We start from the raw sequence: 19099 nt of genomic DNA on the forward strand, positions 1-19099 counted from the left end.
CATATGTAAAAGGGAGTGTTCGAAAACGATGGAAGAAGCGCGGAATTATATGTTAGCCGTATTCTCAGTCCTTATTGCAGCGTTGACAGCTTACGCGATTCTCCGGCTCTCGCAGAATTTCGCAATTAAAAATCAAAGAGCCCGTGCAGTGCGCACGAGCCTTATTATTCTTATGGCCGGCAGTGGTTTAGGCGGCATGCACCTGCTCGGGAGAGGGGCCGTATCCGGGTTCCAGCCGGCCGGCGGCAGCCTGTTCTTCGCATTGGCGCTCTACTCACTGACCCTTACCTTGATGATGCTGCTGTTCTCCCGGGCCCGCCAGGTGCTGGCCGAGAGGGATCAGCTTAAGGAGCTTGCGTATAGAGACAGCTTAACCAGCCTCTTCAATAAGAATGGAATGGACCATTTCTGGGAGCACTGCAAACCGAATGAACAGCTTGCTGTGCTGTATCTGGACCTGAACCGCTTCAAATCGATTAATGATAAGCTTGGCCATCATGTCGGTGATTTGCTGCTCCAGGCCGTCGGCGGGACGCTGAAGCAATTCTCGGCCAAGGGCAAGCGGCATATCTTCCGGATCGGCGGCGATGAATTCGTAATCATTGCGAAACGCTGCGGCCGCAAGGAGGCTGAACAGCTGGCCTTGCAGATTCTGGAGAAAACGACCCGGAATTATCAGCTTGAGCGGCATGAGCTGTTCGTGTCGGCCAGTATCGGTATTACGATCAGCCAGGGCAGAATTGATTCCGCGCGTCTCCTGAAGGAAGCCGATTCGGCCATGTACTATGCCAAGCAGCTGGGCAGAGGCCGTTATGCGGTTCACAAGCAAGGCATCGTCATTCAGCCGGTGAACGTGCTGGGCAGCTCCAGAGCGAATTAATCAGCGCGTTCTGCTGTAACGGTACGTTGTCCATCCATCATAAACAGGCAGAGCAGGGCAACGGCCATGCTGCCTGCTGCCGCGTAGAACAGGACCGAGTAATCTGTCAGATCGATCAGTAGCCCGAGCACCGGCGGGGAGCTGATCGCGGCAAGCGAGGAGACCAGATAATACATCCCGGTGCGGGTGCCGATACTCTCCTCGGTTCCCGTAGCCACAACGTAAGGATAGGAATTAATATTGATGCAGGCCCAGAATATTCCCCCGGTTAGCAGCAGCCCCCGCAGCATCAGCAGATTTTCCGCAAAGCCCACCAAGGCAAAGACAGCCGTCAACCCGATAACGCCAGTAATAATCATTTTTTTCTTGCCGAACCGTCCGCCCAGCCAGCCGCTGGGGATCGCAAAGGCTACAAAGGCCAGTGAGAAGAAGGTAAGCGAGAACGATGCAGCCTTTTCACTGAGGCCCAGGTGATGTTTGCCGTACAAGGTAAATAAGGTTTCCACCCCCTGATAAGCCACGAACCAGAAAAAGATAGCCGCCAGCAGCCAAAAGGTCGTGCGATCCAGCTGCTTCAGCAGAGAAATCCGCGCAGGCTTGAGTTGCGGAACGACGGCATTTCTTTGTTGCTCCTGAAGTCCAGAGCGGACAGTATCCGTATTCACGCCATCCCGGTCTTCCCGAATGAAGCGTGCTACGATCAGCAGGCAGAGCAGTGTAATCAGTCCGGCTACGAGGAACGGCAGTGCCGGGTTCGCATCATAGAGCATGGAACCGGCACCAAAAGCGAGAATCGATCCGATCCCGCCCATAAAGTTAACTAGCCCGTTGGCCTTCGTCCGCTGCGGCTCCGGTGTAATATCGGGCATCAGCGCAACGGTCGGCGAACGGTACAGGCTCATGGCCAGGTTCATCAGCATCATGAACAGCAGCAGGGTAAACAGTCCGCTGTGGTACGGAATCAGCATTGTCAGCACGGCTGCCAGCGGCATTCCGATCAGCAGATAAGGCATTCTGCGTCCGTAGCGGCTGACGGTCCGGTCACTGCGGTTGCCGATCCACGGCTGCAGAAATAGTGCAAAATAATTATCGATCGTCATCATAAAGCTGATCAGGGCTACACTGTTAACGTATTTTTCCAGAAAGAATGGTACGAACGCATTATATAAGCTCCACGTGATGCTGATGCTGAAAAAGCCGAAGCCCAGCAGCCAGACTTTTTTCACACCCTCACACTCCCTTGGCAGCAAGCAGGCCGGACAGCACATCCGGATAATCAGTGATAATTCCTGCTACCCCGGCATCGATTAAGGCTTTCATCCGCTCGGGATCATTAACGGTCCAAGGATGGTAGACCACACCATGTTCTGAAGCTTCAGCCACGAACTCCGGCAGAACGGCATAGTGATAGGCATGCAGCGCATCAGCCTGCAGGGAGGCCGCGTAATCCCAGGGGCGGTATAGGCCCTCACCATATAAAATACCTGTGCGGATTTCCGGCGCCAGCGATTTGCAGTAGGCCAGCGAGTAATGATTGAAGCTCGACAGTACCACACGGTTACTCATCCCGTAATCCCGCACGGCCGCAATGACCTTCTCTTCCATCCCCGGGTACATAAAAATTCCGTTCTTCAGTTCGATATTAAGGAGGGTATCCCGCTCCTGCAGCAAATCCAGCAATTCCTCCAGCGTAGGAAGACGCTCATCCTTGAATTCCGTCCCGAACCAGGAACCGGCATCCAGCTCCAGCAGCTGGCTCAGTGTTCTATCCTTTACATATCCTTCAGCACCGGCAGTGCGCTTTAAACTTTCATCATGGATGAGTACCAGTCCTCCGTCTGAAGACATCTGGACATCGGTTTCAATGCCGGTTGCGCCCAGCTCAAGGCTTTTGCGGAATGCCGCCATCGTATTCTCCGGGCAGACCGCAGACGCCCCGCGGTGTGCAAAGTTGATAATGCTGTTCATGTGTTGTTACCCCTCCGCCTCATAGTTTTACTAAGTGCCCGCACAAAGCAGGCTCTATTGTCATATTCAACACCACAACAAGAAACCCTGTCCGCTTGCCAGCGAAAGGGTGCAAAATGAAGCAATTTTAACATGGGGCTTACAATATTGCACCAAAAGACCGGACTCCCGTCCAAGGTAGGAGGCTGAGGGGATCATTTTCTTGCTTCGAGCCACATTTTAATTTCAGCGTATAGAAAAGAGCCCTGTGCAAATAACAGAATCAGCTTATACCAGAGGGGCATCTCAACCAACAGGGCAATGATGAAACTGATGAACCCCGTTAGTGCCAGCAGCCGGCTGATTAGAACTTTTTTCTCAACCTTGACGAGGCTGTCAAATATATAAACTAAAATCACTTGGAGAGGTAACAACAATAAAAATAAAGATATAAAGGTGAAAAATCCGAAGATTGCAGAAGCAATGATCCATACTAAAATCAGCCCTATGATGTTCAGCCGCTTCGTTATTTTCTCTGAGAGTTTCATACTATGCCTCCAGGGTACTCGGAATGAATATCCGAAAAAATTCCATTTATATCTATATTATAAACGGATATCCATCCCGGTTCAAAAAAGATAACGGTCATATCTGCTTCACTTCACGCGGAGACAATGCCGCGGATGGCTTCATGCACATGCTGTACCTCCGAGAATGCCAGGGAATACTCCAGATCTGATTTTTTGGCCGGAGACGCGCCAGGGAGGAAGGGAATGGATAAGACCGGCGTATCCGCGCTGCTGAGATAGATTCGGAGGGTAAGCTCCTTGATCTCCTCGGTGGGTTCGGCGTCATCTTCGGCACGATCCGGGTTGCAACCGGGTGTACTGGCGCTGCTGGTAATCCGGCTGGTTTTGCTGACTTTGGTGAGCGTAAGAGCGTTCTCAATAATTTCCGAACCTAATATAGTGTCAAAAGTATACAGCGTCGCGGTCGCATTCTCCTGTCTGCCGGGTTCATACTTGCCGATAGCCAGTGTCTTACCGTCCTCATCCAGGGCGATGATATGCGACTCATCGGGCGTAACATACCGCTGGGGGAATTTGAGATTGAAGGAGCCGAGGGAACGGGCCAGCTTATTCAGGTTTGATGAAGGATAAGATAATTTAAATTGGAGCACCGCAGCCGCCAGCAGCAGGGTAATCCCCAGCACGGTGAACATGTACATCAGGAATATGAGCATTTTACCGCCTCCTGAAAGTTTTTCGAGCGTAGGCTTCCTTGAGACACATCGGCAAAACTCGCTTCGAAAGCGTATGCTGAAAGTTTTGTGAGCATAAGCTTCCTTGAGACACATCGGCAAAACTCGCTTCGAAAGCGTATGCTAAGTTGGTTCTACTAATAGATTGAACTTGAAAATATACAATAAGGGGAAAGTGGTGGAGGGGAATTTTGGAGCTGGAGGAGCGGTAGCGTCCGCCTTTAGGTTTGGATTTCTACTGCGATAAGCAGTTGAATTCAAGGAAATCCAAACCTAACAGCGGCCGGAAGCCCAAATATTCTCTGTAGTCACGGCTAATCCCCCAAATAGGAAAATCATAAGTTCATTCTATAAAATAGAATATGCGGGAGAGACGTGAACAAATACATAGACCTGAGGGATGGAGATCAACTATTCTTTTTTTATATTCCAAAAAGCAGGGATAAATTAGAGATTGCAGGGGATGATGGGCTTGATCGTAGATACATTAGGACATTTGCTGGAGAATGAGGCAGCTTACGGAGAGAAGATTCAGGCGGGGCTGCGGTTCCTGCGGGATACAGACTTTGCCGGACAGGCGGCAGGACGCCATGAAGTCGATGAGAATATGTTCTATTTCATTAACGAATATGAAACGAAGGATGCCGGGGAATGCTTCTGGGAAGCGCACCGGGTCAATCTGGATCTGCATTATATCCTGGAAGGCACGGAGCGGATCGGCTATGCGGCTATTGAACAGCTTGCGGTAAAAGAGGAGTATAGCGCCGAGAAGGACGCGGTGTTCTTCACCGGAGCGCTGGAATCCGCCGTAACCGCAGGCCCTGGTGCACTGGTTGTCTGCTATCCGCAGGACGGGCATATGACAGGGATTGAAGCCGGCCGCAAGGAAGCGGTACGGAAGGTTGTTCTGAAAATCAAGCTGTAGCAGACTCGGATAGTCTGCATTCACAAGGAGCCGGATAGGCTCCTTTTTGCTTTTACAGCGCTAATGTCACCAGTGTTTGTCATTCTTATCTCAAATGAGTTACGATATCTTTCGGATAGAAGAACAACCCGGACAAGGAGCCGCGCTTATGAGCATTTACCTCGAGCTTCCGGATGTGGATAAGCACTTTCCTTTTCGCAGCTTAGTCTGTGGCGGGGATGAGCTGTGTTATCCGCACTGGCATAAAGAAATCGAAATTATCTATGTAACTAAAGGAACGCTAAATCTGGGAATAAATGATACCCCTATCCGGATGGAGCAGGGCGAGGTTCAGTTTATCAATGGCGGCGATGTGCATTATTTCCTCGCTTCCCCCGAGAGCGAACGGCTGGTGATCCAGTTCGACCTGAATCTGTTTCAGGAAATGGCTGCGCTAAGCGGTAATGAGTATTCGCTGCGTGATGTATTTACTGCGATGGAGCATTCCAGCTCACGCTGGCCGGAATCCGCAGCCGCCAAGATGATTGCCCTGATCGAAAGTATCTATGAGGAAGACCTTCAGCGCCGTGAAGGATACGCCTATTTAATCAAAGCCAGACTGTTCGAGCTGCTGACAGTTATTATGCGTGAGGTCCCGAAGAATACAGCCGGAAGGCTGCCTAAATTCTCGGAAGACACGCTGACACAGTCCCGGGAAACGCTGGAGCGGCTGGAGCGGGTCTTCATTTATGTCGAGCAGCATTATCAGGAGCCGATTACGCTGAATGAGGTGGCCCGGCATATGGGATTCAGCCCGTATTATTTCACCAAGCTGTTCAAGAAGAACACAGGCATGACCTTTGTTGCTTTCCTCAATGAATACCGGCTAAACAAGGCGAAGTGGATTCTGCTGAACGAGGACCTGCCGATGTCAGCCGTTGCGGAAGCAGCCGGGTTCGGCAGCGTGAAGACCTTTCATCATTTTTTCAAGTCCGCAACAGGCATTTCTCCACTGAAATACCATAAGACAATATTCAGGAATAACAGGGCAAGAATGCAGGAAGAAAGCTTTTCAGCGGATTTGTATGATAGAGGCAGAGAAATCACAACACCACCAGGCGGAGGGAAATAGAGAATGACTTTAAAAGTAGGGATTATTGGCTGCGGCGGCATCGCAAACGGCAAACATATGCCGGCTCTGAAGAAAGTGGAAGGCGCTGTCATGGTCGCTTTTTGCGATATTGTACCTGAACGGGCTGAACAGGCCAAGGCGGAATTCGGCGATGAGAACGCTGCCGTTTATACCGACTACAAAGAGCTGCTAAAGGATGCAAGCATAGATGTGATTCATGTCTGTACCCCGAACATTTCCCATGCGGAAATCTCGATTGCCTCGATGGAGGCCGGCAAGCATGTCATGTGTGAGAAGCCGATGGCGAAGACAACTGCGGAAGCCCAGGCAATGATCGATGCGGCTGAGCGTACCGGCAAAAAGCTGACGATCGGTTACCAGAACCGCTTCAGACCGGATTCCGCTTACCTGCATAAGGTGTGTGAGAACAACGAGCTCGGAGAAATTTATTATGCCAAAGCCAAAGCGATCCGCCGCCGTGCGGTACCGACCTGGGGCGTATTTCTGGACGAGGAAGCACAGGGCGGCGGCCCGCTGATCGATATCGGCACCCATGCCCTGGATCTGACGCTCTGGATGATGGACAACTACAAGCCAAAATATGCGGTAGGCAACGCTTATCACAAGCTGTCCGGCCGCAAGGACGCAGCTAATGCGTGGGGCCCATGGGACCCGGAGAAGTTCACGGTTGAAGATTCGGCTATCGGCTTCATTACCATGGAGAATGGGGCAACTATCGTGCTGGAAGCCAGTTGGGCGCTGAACACACTGGATGTAGGTGAAGCCAAAACCGCGCTGTGCGGTACAGAGGGCGGAGCGGATATGGAAAAAGGCCTGCGCATCAACGGTGAAGCGTACGGCAAAACCTATGAGAAGCATATCGGACTCGATGCTGCCGGCGTAGACTTCTACGACGGAGCAGGCGATGATCCGGCGCTGGCGGAAGCTCAGCAGTGGATTGACAGCATTATTAATGACACTGAACCGGTTGTAAAACCGGAGCAGGCTTTGGTGGTTACCCGCATTTTGGAGGCCATCTATAAATCGTCCGAGACAGGAATGCCGGTATTTTTTGAAGATTAAGTAATTGAACTTTAAAATATAATTCACGGGAAAAGTGACGGAGGGGAATTTTGGAACTGGAGGAGCGTAGCGTTCGCCTTTGTCTGCGGATTTCAACCGCTAACAGCGGTATAAGATCAAGAAATCTGCATACAACAGCGGCCGGAAGTCCAAACATTCTCTGGAGTCACGGCCAATCCCAAAATAATAAACATTAGTTCAATAAATATAGATTAATTTAGGAGTGTGTCCATAGTGACCAGAGTAACCGTATGGAATGAATATCGTCATGAATTACAGGAGGAGCGTATCCGCCAGGTCTATCCGCAGGGCATCCACGCCCAAATAGCCGGTTTTCTGCAGGAGGCCGGGTTTGATACAGCTACGGCCACACTGGATGAACCGGAGCATGGGTTGACGGAGGAAGTATTGAACAATACGGATGTGCTGGTATGGTGGGGGCATATTGCCCATCAGGAGGTCAGCGACGAAATCGTAAACCGTGTCTATAATCGTGTATTGCAGGGGATGGGGCTGATTGTGCTGCATTCCGGCCACATGTCCAAAATCTTCATGAAGCTCATGGGCACCAGCTGCGACCTGAAATGGCGCGAAGCGGGCGAGAAAGAACGCCTCTGGGTGATGGACCCGAGCCATCCGATTGCCGAAGGTATCGGCGAATATATCGATCTGGAGCAGGAAGAAATGTATGGGGCGCATTTTGATGTGCCGGCACCGGAGAGCCTTGTTTTTGTCGGCTGGTTCGAAGGGGGCAATGTGTTCCCGAGCGGCTCGACCTACCGGCGCGGCAGCGGCAAAATCTTTTATTTCCAGCCGGGTCATGAATCCCATCCGACCTATTACCATAAGGAAATTCAACGAGTAATCATCAACGGCGTGAACTGGTGTGCACCGACTCGGCGAGACTATCCCGTGTATGGTCATTCCCAGGCGTTGGAACCAATTCGAGAAAAGGTGGGCGTATAGATGAAATTAGGCGTATTTGATCCCGTATTCGGCAGTTTGACATTGGATGAAATGCTCGACAAAATCGCGGCTGCAGGCTTGAACGCAGTCGAAATCGGCTCGGGCGGCAACCCCGGCAATGCGCATTGTCCGACCGATGAGCTGCTGGCCAATGAAACGGCACGTAAGGAGTACTTAGAAAAGTTCACGAGCCGCGGCATTATGATCAGCGCGTTCAGCTGCCATAACAATCCGATCTCTCCAGATAAAGAAGAAGCGCGTCAAGGCGATGAAATTCTGCGCAAATCGATCAAGCTCGCTTCGCTGATGGGTGTACAGGTCGTCAACACCTTCTCCGGTACCGCCGGCGACAGTGAAGATGCCAAAGCGCCGAACTGGCCGGTAACCCCTTGGCCTACTGTTTATAGCGACATTCTGGCCTGGCAGTGGGAGCAGAAGCTGATCCCTTACTGGAAGGAAATCGGCCAGCTCGCCCAGGAGCATGGCGTCAAGATCGGCATCGAGTTGCATGGCGGCTTCCTGTGCCACACGCCGTATACGATCCTGAAGCTGAGAGAAGCGACCTGCGATGCTATTGGCGCGAATCTTGACCCGAGCCATCTATGGTGGCAGGGCATTGACCCGGTCGGCGCCATCAAGATCCTCGGCAAGGCGGGCGCGATTCATCACTTCCATGCCAAGGATACTTATCTCGATCAGGACAACATCAACATGTACGGCCTGACCGATATGCAGCCTTACGGCGATGTGCAGACCCGGGCATGGACCTTCCGCTCTGTCGGCTGCGGACACAGCCTGTCCGAATGGTCGGATATCATGAGCGCCCTGCGCACCTATAATTATGACTATGTAGTGAGCATCGAGCATGAAGATCCGCTGATGTCGGTGGATGAAGGCTTCCAGCGTGCGGTAACGAACCTGCAGTCGATCCTGATCCGTGAGCAGCCGCTGGATATGTGGTGGGCTTAAGCGGATAGCAGACTGACCTCATAAAAGAAACAGCAGCAGCCATGGATGAGAAATAATATCCAAGGCTGCTGCTGTTTTTGTTGTATGCGGGTTCCTGATTCATTCAATGCCAGGAGGATTATACCTCTCAACCTAATTTCAAATGCCGCAGCTTATCCGGATTGCGGATAAGGTAAATCTGCTGAACGCGGCCGTCTCTGAACGCCAGGCTAACGACGGTCGGAAAAGGTTCGGAAGGGCTGCTTAATACAAAACCAAGCTGCCCGTTGACCTTGACGAGGCGCACGCCTCCTGCGCCGCCGCCCTTGGACAGAAGCCCCTGAATGAATGCGAGGACGCGCTGGCTTGACATAATCGGTTTAACTGCCGCACTGACTTTGCCGCCTCCGTCGCTGTAGAGCACGATGTCCTCGGAGAGTAGCGCAAAGAGTCCGTCCATATCACCTGTAGCTGCCGCATGGAGAAAGCGCAGGACGAGCTGCTCGGATTGGTCGCTGGGGATCAGCTCGGCAGCCGGATCGTCTTGGATTTTTCGTTTGAGGCGGCTATATATCTTACGGCATCCCAGCTCCGTCTTGTTTACGAAGTCGGCAATATCTCGATAGTCGTAGTCGAAGGCTTCACGAAGAATGAACACTGCGCGCTCCACAGGGGTTAGCCGGTCGAGCAAAACGAGGAAAGCGTACGATATCGTATCCTCCAGCACAATCGTTTGGAGCGGGTCGCCTTCTGCGGCAGAGGTCGAGCCTGCCACGCCAGCATAGTCTTCAACAAGGGGCTCGGGCAGCCATTGTCCGACGTATACCTCTTTTTTTTTGTGCGAGGATTTTAAGTAATCGAGACAGCGGTTGGTAACGACTTTGCATAAGTACGCTTTCAGATTGCGGATGGGGCCGCCTTCCTTATCGCTGTCCAGCTGCTGCACCGTTACGAATGCGTCTTGCACCAAATCCTCGGCCTGCGTGACTGATCCTAACATGCGGTACGCGATGGACAGAAGAAGCGGTTTGTACGTCCGATACACAGAATCAAGCTCCACGGTGCACCCCTTCTTTATCTTGTTCTTTTGCGGATATTATACTTCGGGCAGCCTCCTTCGCGCTAGCCAAGGATGCGTTAAGCAGCATACCTGCTGAACCGACCCAATCGCCGGCGACATATAGTCCGGGCCGTCCTACGACCGCAGGTCCGGGTCTGCCTGGGAGGCCGCCATTCGCAGCAGTTACGAGGGCATGGGAGACGAGCATTCGTGGCAGGAACCGCTGCTGGACAACATGTTTGCGCCAGCTGGGCTGAATCAAGTCGAGAAATCCCTCCAGCTCGCGCTGATCTTGCAAGGGGTCTGAATTTCCCGAGGAGGACAAATATTTCATGACATGCACGACTGCGTATGAGGGATGATCGGACAACTTGGCAACGGCGGAATGGTTGGCGAAATACCACGGATAATCGGCACCTATTACAAATTTCTTTTTGGGTTGAGGCATTCCGTCTAAGACGAGATCCAGGCATGCCGCGCGAACAGGAATAAGCTGCTCAAAGACTACGGCTTCAGCCTGGGAAAGCGGGGGATTGAGGATGGATAGAGTAGCCGCCGGTCCGGCAGTGGACAGTACGTGCTGGGTCTTCAGCTGCGTTCCATCCTTAAGTGTGACTGTCATTCGCGGGTAGCTGCCGGCAATTTCCCGTGCGGGTGAGCTAGTGCGGATCGAGACGCCTGCCTTTTGCGCCTGTTCCGTCAGCTGGTGTACGAGCGTTTGCCAGCCACCGTCCACGTACAACACCTGGCCATGTTTGAGCTGCTCGATTACGGCGCCGGCGCTTATCAGACCGGGGTCATCGCAGTACGTGGATAGGCGGACGAGCGCCAGCATGACATTGCGCACCCGCGGACTGGAGATTTGAGATTCCAGGTAAACCTGCAGACTCACCTTGTGCAGGGCGGAGGTGTCTGTTTTGAGAAGACGGCTGTAAAAGCGCAGGAGTTGGGTCTTCTCGTGCCACTTCAAGAAGGAACCGAGCAAGAGCTGCGCGAGCGGGAGCGGCTTGCTCTCGCCACCCGCTCCTTCGAATACGAGGCTGCCCGGCGGCTTGGGTGCTGCTCCGGCGGGTGTGACGCCTACCTCCTGCAAAATAGGGAGAGCGCTCTTATACAGGGCATGAGCTCCCAGGTTTACGCGGGCGAACGACATCTCGGTGGAACCGGCGCGCCCTCCGGGATGTGATCCTTTGTCGAGCAATAGTACGCTCCGGCCTGCCTGTGCCAAATAGATCGAAGCGGTTAATCCGGCAATGCCGGCCCCGATAATGACAACGTCCCACGGTTCATTTCGATTCTGTGTCATGACTATTCATCCTTTCCGGTCTGATGCATACATGACGATTAACGGAACCGATTCGTGACACTACCGCAACATTATAGATATTTCAGGAGTAATGACAATAAATGAGGGTTGGCGGGATGGCATCCGCAGAAATCAGGCACTGTGCCGGAAATAGAGGTAAAAATCCCGTTAATTTCGGCCTGCGCGTGGGAAAAGGCGGAAATAGAGGTAAAAATCCCTCTGATTTCGGCCTATGTGTGGGAAAAGGCAGAAATAAGGGTAAAAATCCCTTTGATTTGAGCCTACGCGTAGGAAAGGGCAGAAATAGAGGTAAAAATCCCATTATATTTCGCAACACACAGGCAATAGAGGAGTCTATGTAACGTCCAGCTGAAAATCCTGAGCTCAACAGGTGCAAGCTCAGCCCATTAACATGAAGATAGATGCTCCTCCCGTTTTAACCGCGCTGCCAGGAAGGCAGCGCCTATCATGCCGTGCCTATCAGCCGTGCCTATCATGCCGTGCCTATCATGCTGCCGTGCCGATCATGCCGTGCTTATCATGCCGTGCCTATCATGCCGTACCCATCATGCAGCGCCTGTCCTGCGCTAAATTCGAACAACACACCAATCTCTCTCCAGCGGAAGCTGGCTACAGCTTCTTGTAATAAATCACGGTGGCGTCCATTCCGCCATCTGCGGAAATGACGTAATCCGGGATTTTGCCGGCTTCCACATATCCCCGCGACTGATATAGCAGGTTGGAAGGATCGCCTTCACGGGTATCGAGGATGATCAGGGTGCGGCCATGTTCGGCCGCTGCCTGCTCCGCAGTCTCGATGAGCAGCCCGGCGATGCCTTTGCGGCGGTGGCCGGGGTGTACCATCAGCTTGGCGAGCTCCGCACGGTGCGGGGCATTCGGTTTGAGCACCAGATGCAGCTGCACGGTACCGACAATAGTATCACCCTCCATGGCAACCCAGAGCAGAACGCCAGGACCGGGAACCCCCTGCCAGTAAGCGGAAGCGGCATCTTTGGCGAGTGGCGGAAGAAAGCCGATGGAGGCGCCATCCTCCACGACATCGATAAGTAAAGGTGTTAATTGACGTACGGTTTCCGGCTGTAAGGCCTCCACGAATTTAACGGTAATGAGCTGATTCATCTTGTGACCTGCCTTTCTCTGCATTCATTCCAGAAATTTAATTTAAATTCATTATACTTGTATAATGAAGCTTAACAAGCGTAAATCAGCAGGTTGAGATGAAGGAGGAGATCAAATGCTGTTAGAGGTTATTGCCACTACAGTGGAGGATGCGGTAACAGCGGAGCGCTGCGGTGCTGACCGGATTGAACTGATTACAGGCATAAGCGAAGGCGGACTGACTCCCAGCCTGGGGCTAATTGAGCAGGTGCGCCAGGCTGTAGCCATTCCGGTAAGAGTGATGGTACGACCGCATGCCCGCTCCTTCCATTACAGCAGCGAAGATGCCAAGACGATGCTGCGGGATATCGGACATATTGCATCCGCCGGCAGCCTGTCACTGGTTATTGGCATGCTGCGCCCTGACGGAACGGTAGATGAGGAGCTGCTGAAGCGGTTGCTCTCGGCAGCGCAAGAGATGGAGATCACCTTTCACCGGGCTTTTGATCAGACCCGGGATCAGTTTGAGGCACTTGAGGTGTTGTCGCGTTACCCGCAGGTGACAGACATTCTGACTTCCGGCGGGGAGAGCACGGCTCCGCAAGGCGCGGAGCGGATCGCGGAACTGCAGCGCCGCTGTACGGGGCAGCCGCTCTCCATTCTCGCTGGAAGCGGCTTGAGCTCCGCCAATCTCAACAGTTTCCTGAAGCAGACAGCAGTCACGCGGGTACACCTCGGCTCGGCAGTCAGAGTGAACGGGAACCCGCTCCTGCAGATTGATCCACAGCGCCTTGAAGAAGTGCGTGCCATCCTTGATTAGCGGTAGTATATGTCGCGGCCTTGATTCAGTGCACCCCTGTCCGTATCCTGCCTGCTGCCTCTCAGCATTTCAGCTGGCAGAGCCTGCATCCTTTCGCGGGCCAAGGCATTGCTGAAGTCCCAGTCTCCTCCACCGGGAGTGATTGTCGTTAAATAGAAAACAAAGAAGCTTATCAACGCCTGTTGATAAGCTTCTTTGCGTTAAGACAGTATCCTAACTCTGCCAGATCAACGGAGTTAATGCTGCATAAGCAGGGAGTATTTTGCGCTTATGAGTCGGGGCAGCTCAGTAAACAGCTATTCTCCTGAATATGTCGGAGGAACTCTCCTTTTCATAATGTTCTAGGTCTAGAGGCAGCCGGTTTTAAGAGTGTGCAGCCAGATGAATCTCAGCCTGAGCGTGCGGCAGTCTGTGCAGCTGATTGCGACTGCCACGTTTGATGACGGCAGCGAATCGGATGTATCGAAGACTGCAGTATGGGCCTCTACCAAGGAACTGACTGCAACAGGCAAGAACGGGCTAGTAAAGGCGAACGGCAAAGGCACAGCTTATATTTCGGTGAAATACGGCGGCAAAACGGTCAAAGTTAAGGTGGTTGTAAAATAACCGGACTCATTCCAATTACTCTTACATTCTAATAGCAGGCATAGGCAGTAACGTATTAGACGGCTGCATTTTCCATATGGAGAGTGCGGTGTTTTTTTGAATTTTTTGTTATTAACAACTTGATAATATCAAAACCGTGTGCTACACTGATGTTAATAACAAAGTGTTAATAACAAAACGGGAGGTAATCATCATGTTCGGATTCAGATTTGTGAAATTCCAGCCCAGCGAGTACGTGCTTAAAGTGAAGAACGGCAAGGTTGTGCGTGAAGGGGTAGGGCTTTCTTTTCATTATTATGCACCTACGACTTCAGTAATTGTGGTCCCGGTATCCTCGATCGATGTTCCGTTCATGTTCGAAGAAATTACGAATGATTATCAGACGGTAACGGTGCAGGGGCAGCTGACCTACCGGATTGTCGATTACCGCAAAACCACGCAAATTCTCAACTACACCTACAATTTGAAAAAGAATACCTATCTCTCCGACGATCCGGGTAAACTGGCCCAGCGGGTAATCAACATCGCCAAGGTACTGACCAAGAAGCAGCTGGAGCAGCTTCCGCTGCGCGAAGCAATCCAGTCCAGCGAGCGTCTGGCGAAGACCATTACCCAGGAAATTGAACGGAATGCGGAGATTGAGAAGCTGGGCATCGAGCTGATGGGACTCTCGATTCTTGCCATTGTGCCGAATAAAGAAACCCTCCGTGCACTAGAGGCACAGGCCCGGGAGGAAATTCTCCGCAGCGCCGACAATGCCCTGTATGAACGCCGCAATGCTTCGATTGAGCAGGAGCGCCGGGTGAAGGAGAATGAGCTGAACACGGAGATCGCCGTGGAGACCAAGAAGAAACAGATCCGCGAAACCCAGCTTGATGCCGAGCGGTTCGTGAAGCAGAAGCAAAACGAAATGAAGGAAGAGCAGCTCAGCTTCGATACGGCGCTGGAGGAGAAGAAGCAGGAGCTGATCGGCCTGACGGTAGCCAACCACAAAGCTGAAGCGGATGCCAAAGCCTACGAGCTGTCGGCAGTGATGAATTCGCTGCAGGGCGTATCGCCTAATGTGCTGCAGGCGCTCACCAATGTCGGCATGAAGCCGGATAAACTGATTGCTATCGCATTCCAGGAGCTGGCCGAAAATGCCGGAAAGATCGGGCAGCTTAACATTACGCCGGATCTGCTCCAGGGCATCATGGCCGGTACGGCAGGCGGGGGGACAGGTTCAGCGAGAGGAGCGGGAGGACGATGAACGGAGGGGCGCGCATGTCGGAGAACAAAATTGTGCTGATCAAGCGCAAAACCCGGCTTGAAGAGCTGGTCGTCCGTTACAACACCATTCAGCAGGCCCAGTTCTATATTGAACGGCTGGGTGCGGACTTCAGCGATTATATCAGCGAGGATTTGAACTACCGCAAGGCTGTGGAGACGGCGGTTATCGAGCTGAGCGCAGTTGGCCGGGTACAGCTGCTGGAACGGCAGCATGTGCCGAATTTCATCTTCGGGGATGAAGATACAGTGGTTGTGCTGGGGCAGGACGGCCTTGTGGCCAATACGCTGAAATACTTGCGTGAGCAGCCCCTGATCGGTGTGAATCCCGATCCTCAGCGCTGGGACGGTGTACTGCTGCCGTTCACCGTCAAGGATCTGCGGCTCCTGCTGCCCGATGTTTTCCGCGGCCGCCGCGAGGTGCGTGAGGTGACGCTGGCCAAGGCGGAGCTGAATGACGGCCAGAGCCTCTACGGTGTCAACGACCTCTTCATTGGTCGCAAAACCCATGTGTCGGCGCGTTATCTGCTGCAGCTCAGCGGTACCGCCGAGCAGCAGTCCTCCAGCGGGATTATTGTCTCCACCGGCATGGGCTCTACCGGCTGGCTGCGCAGCGTGCTTGCAGGAGCAGCAGGTATTGCCCGCAGTGCTGCCGGAATAGGGCTGGCAGGATCAGTAGCTGCGGCCGGACTGGCCGGAGCGGACGCAGAAGGACGGCTTGCTTGGGATCATCCCCACCTTTACTTTACGGTAAGGGAGCCTTTTCCCAGCCGGACCACGTCTGCCGGACTTGTGTTCGGACAGATCGGCAGCGATCAGCCGCTGCGGATTATTTCACAGATGCCGGAGGACGGGGTGATCTTCAGTGATGGCGTAGAAAGCGACTTTCTGGAGTTCAACTCGGGCGTGGAGGCGGTCATCAGTCTGGCCGAGAAGAAGGGGCGGCTGGTTGTATAAAAGCAAAGGCTGTCTCCGCAGAAATCTGCGGGAGACAGCCTTTTTAAGCGTCAGCGGTATTCAGAATAGGTCCTGAGTACCCGTGATATGAATTATTGGAAATTGCGTCCCATTCCCTGGTTCATGGAGGAACCGAAGTTTTGTCCCATCGAACCCATAGCGCCGATCGAACCTATGGAACCCATAGAAGCATTGGACCCTATAGAAGTTGACGGCATTGAATTCATCGATGAGCTTACCGGGGTATGCATTGTATGCAGAGGCTGCTGATTAAAGGAAGAGTTGAAGGACGGGCTGAAACCCTGTGATCCGGTATTATAGCTTGCAGCACCCGTATTAAAGTGCGGGAGACCAGTATTGAAGCTTGCAGCGCCGGTAGTATAACCGGTAGTCTGGGAGCTCTGCTCCAGCTGTCTCAGCGTCTGGGTTACCTGCTGCAGCTGTTGAACGGCAGTGTGGTGGCCCTGCAGCGCATTTTGAATGATCTGGCTGGCCTTGTGCTCACGCTGAGCCAGTTCTTCCAGTTTCACGGCATTTTGCTGCTCCTGCTGGAGAAGATGCTGGTAATTCTGGCTGGCTTGCTGAGTCTGGGCGACAAGCTGCTGGATAATTTGCTCGCATTGATTGATCTGACTGGAAAGATTTGAGTTCAAAGGGTTTGCCTCCTTGGCAGTTTCATTTGTCATGCGGATTTATTATCTCTGGAATACGTGCGGACTATTCATGTTCCTATCTTGGACGGACTGTACCAAATAGGTACAGGCAGCGGTGCAACTATTGTGCAGCAGCTTCGTCTATTTGAAAAGAAGTTTCCAGTATCACCCATAACATGGAGGTGGGGCAACATGAGTCTGCAAGGAACGGTCGGTCGGACAAAAGCTTATTCACTGCGGAGCATCGCAATGTCGCTTGTTTTTCTGCTGCTGTTTACGGCGTGCTTTACGGGTGCGGCATCAGCAGGGGCAGCGTCAGCAGCATCGAAAATGTCCACGGATCTGATCATCGTGAACAAGAAAACGAACAAACTGGGCTTTTTTAGCGGCGGTAAGCTGGAAAAGGTATTTCCGGTCGCCACAGGCAAAACCAAAAATCTGACCCCGGAGGGGACTTTCCGGGTAGTGCTCAAAGTCAAGAACAGACCTTACTATAAAGAGCATATCCCCGGCGGCGATCCGGCCAACCCGCTCGGCGACCGCTGGCTCGGGCTGGAAGTGAACGGTACCTACGGCACTACCTATGCCATACACGGCAATAATAATGAATCCTCCATCGGCAAATATGTCAGTGCCGGCTGCATCCGGATGCATAATGACGACATTCACTGGCTGTATCCGCGCGTGGCCAAATTTACGACGGTTATCATCACTTCATCCAGCCGGAGCATGGAAAATATCGCCTCCAAGGCCGGTTACCTGCTGGGCACAAAACTTTTTGCCGGAACCTTTGTCATTAACGGAGAGGCTGTAGCGGTGAAATCTCCTTTTGTAGAGGAGAATTCACGTATCTACATTCCGCTTAGGGAAGCGGTCAGTCTGCTCGGTGGCAGCTTGAGGCAAGAAGCAGGGACTGGCGCACTTATGATCACCATCGGCGGCCAGACAGTGATCCATAAACCGCTGTCTTCAATAGCGACAGTGAACGGTAAAGAGGTTATTATGCTGGCTTCCCGGAATGTGGATGGCCGTCTGTATTTTCCGCTGGGCAGCTTGACGCCGCTCTTTGGACTGCCGGTCGTATGGGATGCCAAGAAGGGAACAGTAGAGCTGTGAGTCGCTGATTCCGGCAGTGTAATAACATCCGCTGGAGAATCCCAGTGCGGAAATGGTATAATTTTCAGCAGTATTCGAGTTATCGCACTGGGAGGATATAAGAATGAGAGAAGAGCTAGTTGCACAACTGGATTTGTGGCATGAAGAGGATGAATTCCAGGAGATTGTGGATGCCATTATGGAGATTCCGGCCGAAGAAAGGGATTACGTGCTGACCAACCACTTGGGCAGGGCGCTGAATAATCTTGAGCGTTACGGAGAGGCGCTGGAGCAGTTCATGTCTGTTGAGGAGGAAGGCGAGGAGGATCCGCTCTGGCATTACCGTGTCGGATTCTGCAACTACTACCTGAAGCAGTATGACAAAGCCGTAAGTGAATTTGAAATTACGGACCGGCTCGACCCTGAAGACGAGGACACACTGGAGTTCCTGGAGCTCAGCCGCCGCAAGGCCGCCAAGAAAGCTGCCAGAGAAGCCGCCGCAGATGCTGCAGCCAAAAAACCATCCGGCCCCAAACCCCTGCCCAAGTTTGATTCCGCTAATTTCTGGGATGACAGCGAGGAAGCGCTGGAGGACTATGTATCGGCACCGCTTACGGACGATATCATTGCATCGGTGGAAGAGGAGCTGGTCTTCAAGCTGCCGGCATTCTATACCGCGATGATGAAGCAGCATAACGGCGGCATTCCCCACAGCACCAAATATTTATTGGGGAATGAAGCCGCCGCTGCCGGCAAAGACCATATTATCATTTCAGGCATCCGCGGAATCGGACGGGACAAGAAATATTCACTCTGCGGTGAACTGGGCAGCTGGTCTGTCATTGAGAATTGGGGCTATCCCGAGTTTGGCGTAGTGATCTGCGACGCTCCTTCTGCAGGTCAAGGCGTAGTCATGCTGGACTACCGTTCCGGCGGAAATGACGGTGAGCCTGAAGTCGTGTATGTGGACCAGGAGAACAACCGCAAGGTTACATATCTGGCGAAAAATTTCGAAACCTTCATCCGCGGTTTAGTGAAGGAAGATACGGTTTAGGAGAGCTACTGAGCAGCTTCCGAAGCTGATGCACCAGAGCTG

22 protein-coding genes are annotated in these 19099 nt (G+C 52.7%); 13 read left to right on the forward strand and 9 right to left on the reverse strand.

The features are described from left to right. The first annotated feature begins 28 nt into the window (after window positions 1–28). The gene (locus L6H70_RS21270) at window positions 29–880 is read left to right on the forward strand and encodes a GGDEF domain-containing protein (protein WP_236336125.1); all 852 of its coding nucleotides are present in this window, start codon (window positions 29–31) and stop codon (window positions 878–880) included. On the opposite strand, the gene L6H70_RS21275 is transcribed toward L6H70_RS21270, so the two are convergent. From L6H70_RS21275 to L6H70_RS21290, 4 genes are all read right to left on the reverse strand, one after another. Further along, on the reverse strand, window positions 877–2106 hold the full coding sequence (locus tag L6H70_RS21275; RefSeq protein WP_236336127.1) for an SLC45 family MFS transporter: 1230 nt from the start codon (window positions 2104–2106) through the stop codon (window positions 877–879). The genes L6H70_RS21270 and L6H70_RS21275 overlap by 4 nt on opposite strands. A 4-nt stretch (window positions 2107–2110) precedes the next feature. Beyond that, window positions 2111–2848 carry a glycerophosphodiester phosphodiesterase gene (locus L6H70_RS21280; RefSeq protein WP_236336129.1) on the reverse strand — a complete coding sequence of 246 codons (738 nt, stop codon included), beginning with the start codon at window positions 2846–2848 and terminating at the stop codon, window positions 2111–2113. A gap of 194 nt (window positions 2849–3042) precedes the next feature. After that, entirely contained in the window at window positions 3043–3375 is a 333-nt protein-coding gene (locus L6H70_RS21285) for a hypothetical protein (protein WP_236336130.1), read from the reverse strand. Window positions 3376–3488: 113 nt separating this feature from the next. Further along, a complete protein-coding gene (locus L6H70_RS21290) occupies window positions 3489–4070 on the reverse strand; it encodes a hypothetical protein (RefSeq protein ID WP_236336131.1) in 582 nt (193 codons plus the stop codon). Window positions 4071–4554: 484 nt separating this feature from the next. On the opposite strand from L6H70_RS21290, the gene L6H70_RS21295 reads away from it, so the two are divergent. The 5 genes from L6H70_RS21295 (at window position 4555) to L6H70_RS21315 (ending at window position 9142) form a co-directional block, all read left to right on the forward strand. Beyond that, window positions 4555–5013, forward strand: coding sequence for a NanQ anomerase/TabA/YiaL family protein (locus L6H70_RS21295; RefSeq protein ID WP_236336132.1), 459 nt, complete (start codon window positions 4555–4557; stop codon window positions 5011–5013). A 148-nt stretch (window positions 5014–5161) separates the two neighbouring features. Continuing rightward, the gene (locus L6H70_RS21300) at window positions 5162–6124 is read left to right on the forward strand and encodes an AraC family transcriptional regulator (protein ID WP_236336133.1); all 963 of its coding nucleotides are present in this window, start codon (window positions 5162–5164) and stop codon (window positions 6122–6124) included. Between the two features lie 3 nt (window positions 6125–6127). Then, on the forward strand, window positions 6128–7207 hold the full coding sequence (locus L6H70_RS21305) for a Gfo/Idh/MocA family protein (RefSeq protein ID WP_236336134.1): 1080 nt from the start codon (window positions 6128–6130) through the stop codon (window positions 7205–7207). Window positions 7208–7441: 234 nt separating this feature from the next. Next, window positions 7442–8173: a ThuA domain-containing protein gene (locus L6H70_RS21310; RefSeq protein WP_236336135.1), complete on the forward strand. Its 732-nt coding sequence runs from the start codon at window positions 7442–7444 to the stop codon at window positions 8171–8173. Continuing rightward, the gene (locus L6H70_RS21315; RefSeq protein ID WP_236336136.1) at window positions 8174–9142 is read left to right on the forward strand and encodes a sugar phosphate isomerase/epimerase family protein; all 969 of its coding nucleotides are present in this window, start codon (window positions 8174–8176) and stop codon (window positions 9140–9142) included. Between the two features lie 127 nt (window positions 9143–9269). Here L6H70_RS21315 and sigJ read toward each other — a convergent pair whose 3' ends face one another. After that, the gene (sigJ, locus tag L6H70_RS21320) at window positions 9270–10181 is read right to left on the reverse strand and encodes an RNA polymerase sigma factor SigJ (RefSeq protein WP_279306780.1); all 912 of its coding nucleotides are present in this window, start codon (window positions 10179–10181) and stop codon (window positions 9270–9272) included. After that, on the reverse strand, window positions 10171–11487 hold the full coding sequence (locus L6H70_RS21325) for a phytoene desaturase family protein (RefSeq protein WP_236336139.1): 1317 nt from the start codon (window positions 11485–11487) through the stop codon (window positions 10171–10173). The genes sigJ and L6H70_RS21325 overlap by 11 nt, the downstream gene beginning before the upstream one ends. A 116-nt stretch (window positions 11488–11603) precedes the next feature. On the opposite strand from L6H70_RS21325, the gene L6H70_RS21330 reads away from it, so the two are divergent. Further along, complete coding sequence (locus L6H70_RS21330) at window positions 11604–11849, forward strand: hypothetical protein (RefSeq protein WP_236336140.1); 246 nt, start codon at window positions 11604–11606, stop codon at window positions 11847–11849. A 268-nt stretch (window positions 11850–12117) separates the two neighbouring features. Here the strand turns inward: L6H70_RS21330 and L6H70_RS21335 are convergent, their stop codons facing one another. After that, complete coding sequence (locus L6H70_RS21335) at window positions 12118–12627, reverse strand: GNAT family N-acetyltransferase (protein WP_236336141.1); 510 nt, start codon at window positions 12625–12627, stop codon at window positions 12118–12120. A gap of 115 nt (window positions 12628–12742) precedes the next feature. Here L6H70_RS21335 and L6H70_RS21340 point away from each other — a divergent pair, with 115 nt between their 5' ends. Next, complete coding sequence (locus L6H70_RS21340; RefSeq protein WP_236336142.1) at window positions 12743–13426, forward strand: copper homeostasis protein CutC; 684 nt, start codon at window positions 12743–12745, stop codon at window positions 13424–13426. Here the strand turns inward: L6H70_RS21340 and L6H70_RS21345 are convergent. Beyond that, window positions 13423–13602, reverse strand: a complete 180-nt coding sequence (locus L6H70_RS21345) for a hypothetical protein (protein ID WP_236336143.1) — start codon at window positions 13600–13602, stop codon at window positions 13423–13425. The genes L6H70_RS21340 and L6H70_RS21345 overlap by 4 nt on opposite strands. A 205-nt stretch (window positions 13603–13807) precedes the next feature. On the opposite strand from L6H70_RS21345, the gene L6H70_RS21350 reads away from it, so the two are divergent. The 3 genes from L6H70_RS21350 to L6H70_RS21360 all read left to right on the forward strand — a co-directional run bounded on the left by L6H70_RS21350 (window position 13808) and on the right by L6H70_RS21360 (window position 16255). Beyond that, window positions 13808–14032, forward strand: a complete 225-nt coding sequence (locus L6H70_RS21350; RefSeq protein ID WP_236336144.1) for a hypothetical protein — start codon at window positions 13808–13810, stop codon at window positions 14030–14032. 193 nt (window positions 14033–14225) lie between these two features. Beyond that, window positions 14226–15281, forward strand: a complete 1056-nt coding sequence (locus L6H70_RS21355) for an SPFH domain-containing protein (RefSeq protein WP_236336145.1) — start codon at window positions 14226–14228, stop codon at window positions 15279–15281. After that, the gene (locus tag L6H70_RS21360; RefSeq protein WP_423802865.1) at window positions 15278–16255 is read left to right on the forward strand and encodes a diacylglycerol kinase catalytic domain-containing protein; all 978 of its coding nucleotides are present in this window, start codon (window positions 15278–15280) and stop codon (window positions 16253–16255) included. The genes L6H70_RS21355 and L6H70_RS21360 overlap by 4 nt, the downstream gene beginning before the upstream one ends. 92 nt (window positions 16256–16347) lie before the next feature. Here the strand turns inward: L6H70_RS21360 and L6H70_RS28935 are convergent, their stop codons facing one another. Beyond that, window positions 16348–16908, reverse strand: a complete 561-nt coding sequence (locus L6H70_RS28935) for a hypothetical protein (RefSeq protein WP_423802866.1) — start codon at window positions 16906–16908, stop codon at window positions 16348–16350. Window positions 16909–17100: 192 nt separating this feature from the next. Between L6H70_RS28935 and L6H70_RS28740 the strand changes: the two genes are divergently transcribed. Together L6H70_RS28740 and L6H70_RS21380 are read left to right on the forward strand one after the other, a co-directional pair. After that, window positions 17101–18024 carry a L,D-transpeptidase family protein gene (locus L6H70_RS28740; protein WP_279306781.1) on the forward strand — a complete coding sequence of 308 codons (924 nt, stop codon included), beginning with the start codon at window positions 17101–17103 and terminating at the stop codon, window positions 18022–18024. Between the two features lie 103 nt (window positions 18025–18127). Beyond that, a complete protein-coding gene (locus L6H70_RS21380; RefSeq protein WP_236336147.1) occupies window positions 18128–19057 on the forward strand; it encodes an SMI1/KNR4 family protein in 930 nt (309 codons plus the stop codon). The last annotated feature ends 42 nt before the right edge of the window (window positions 19058–19099 follow it).

It is taken from the genome of Paenibacillus auburnensis (assembly GCF_927798115.1).
Lineage (GTDB): Bacteria > Bacillota > Bacilli > Paenibacillales > Paenibacillaceae > Paenibacillus_AQ > Paenibacillus_AQ auburnensis.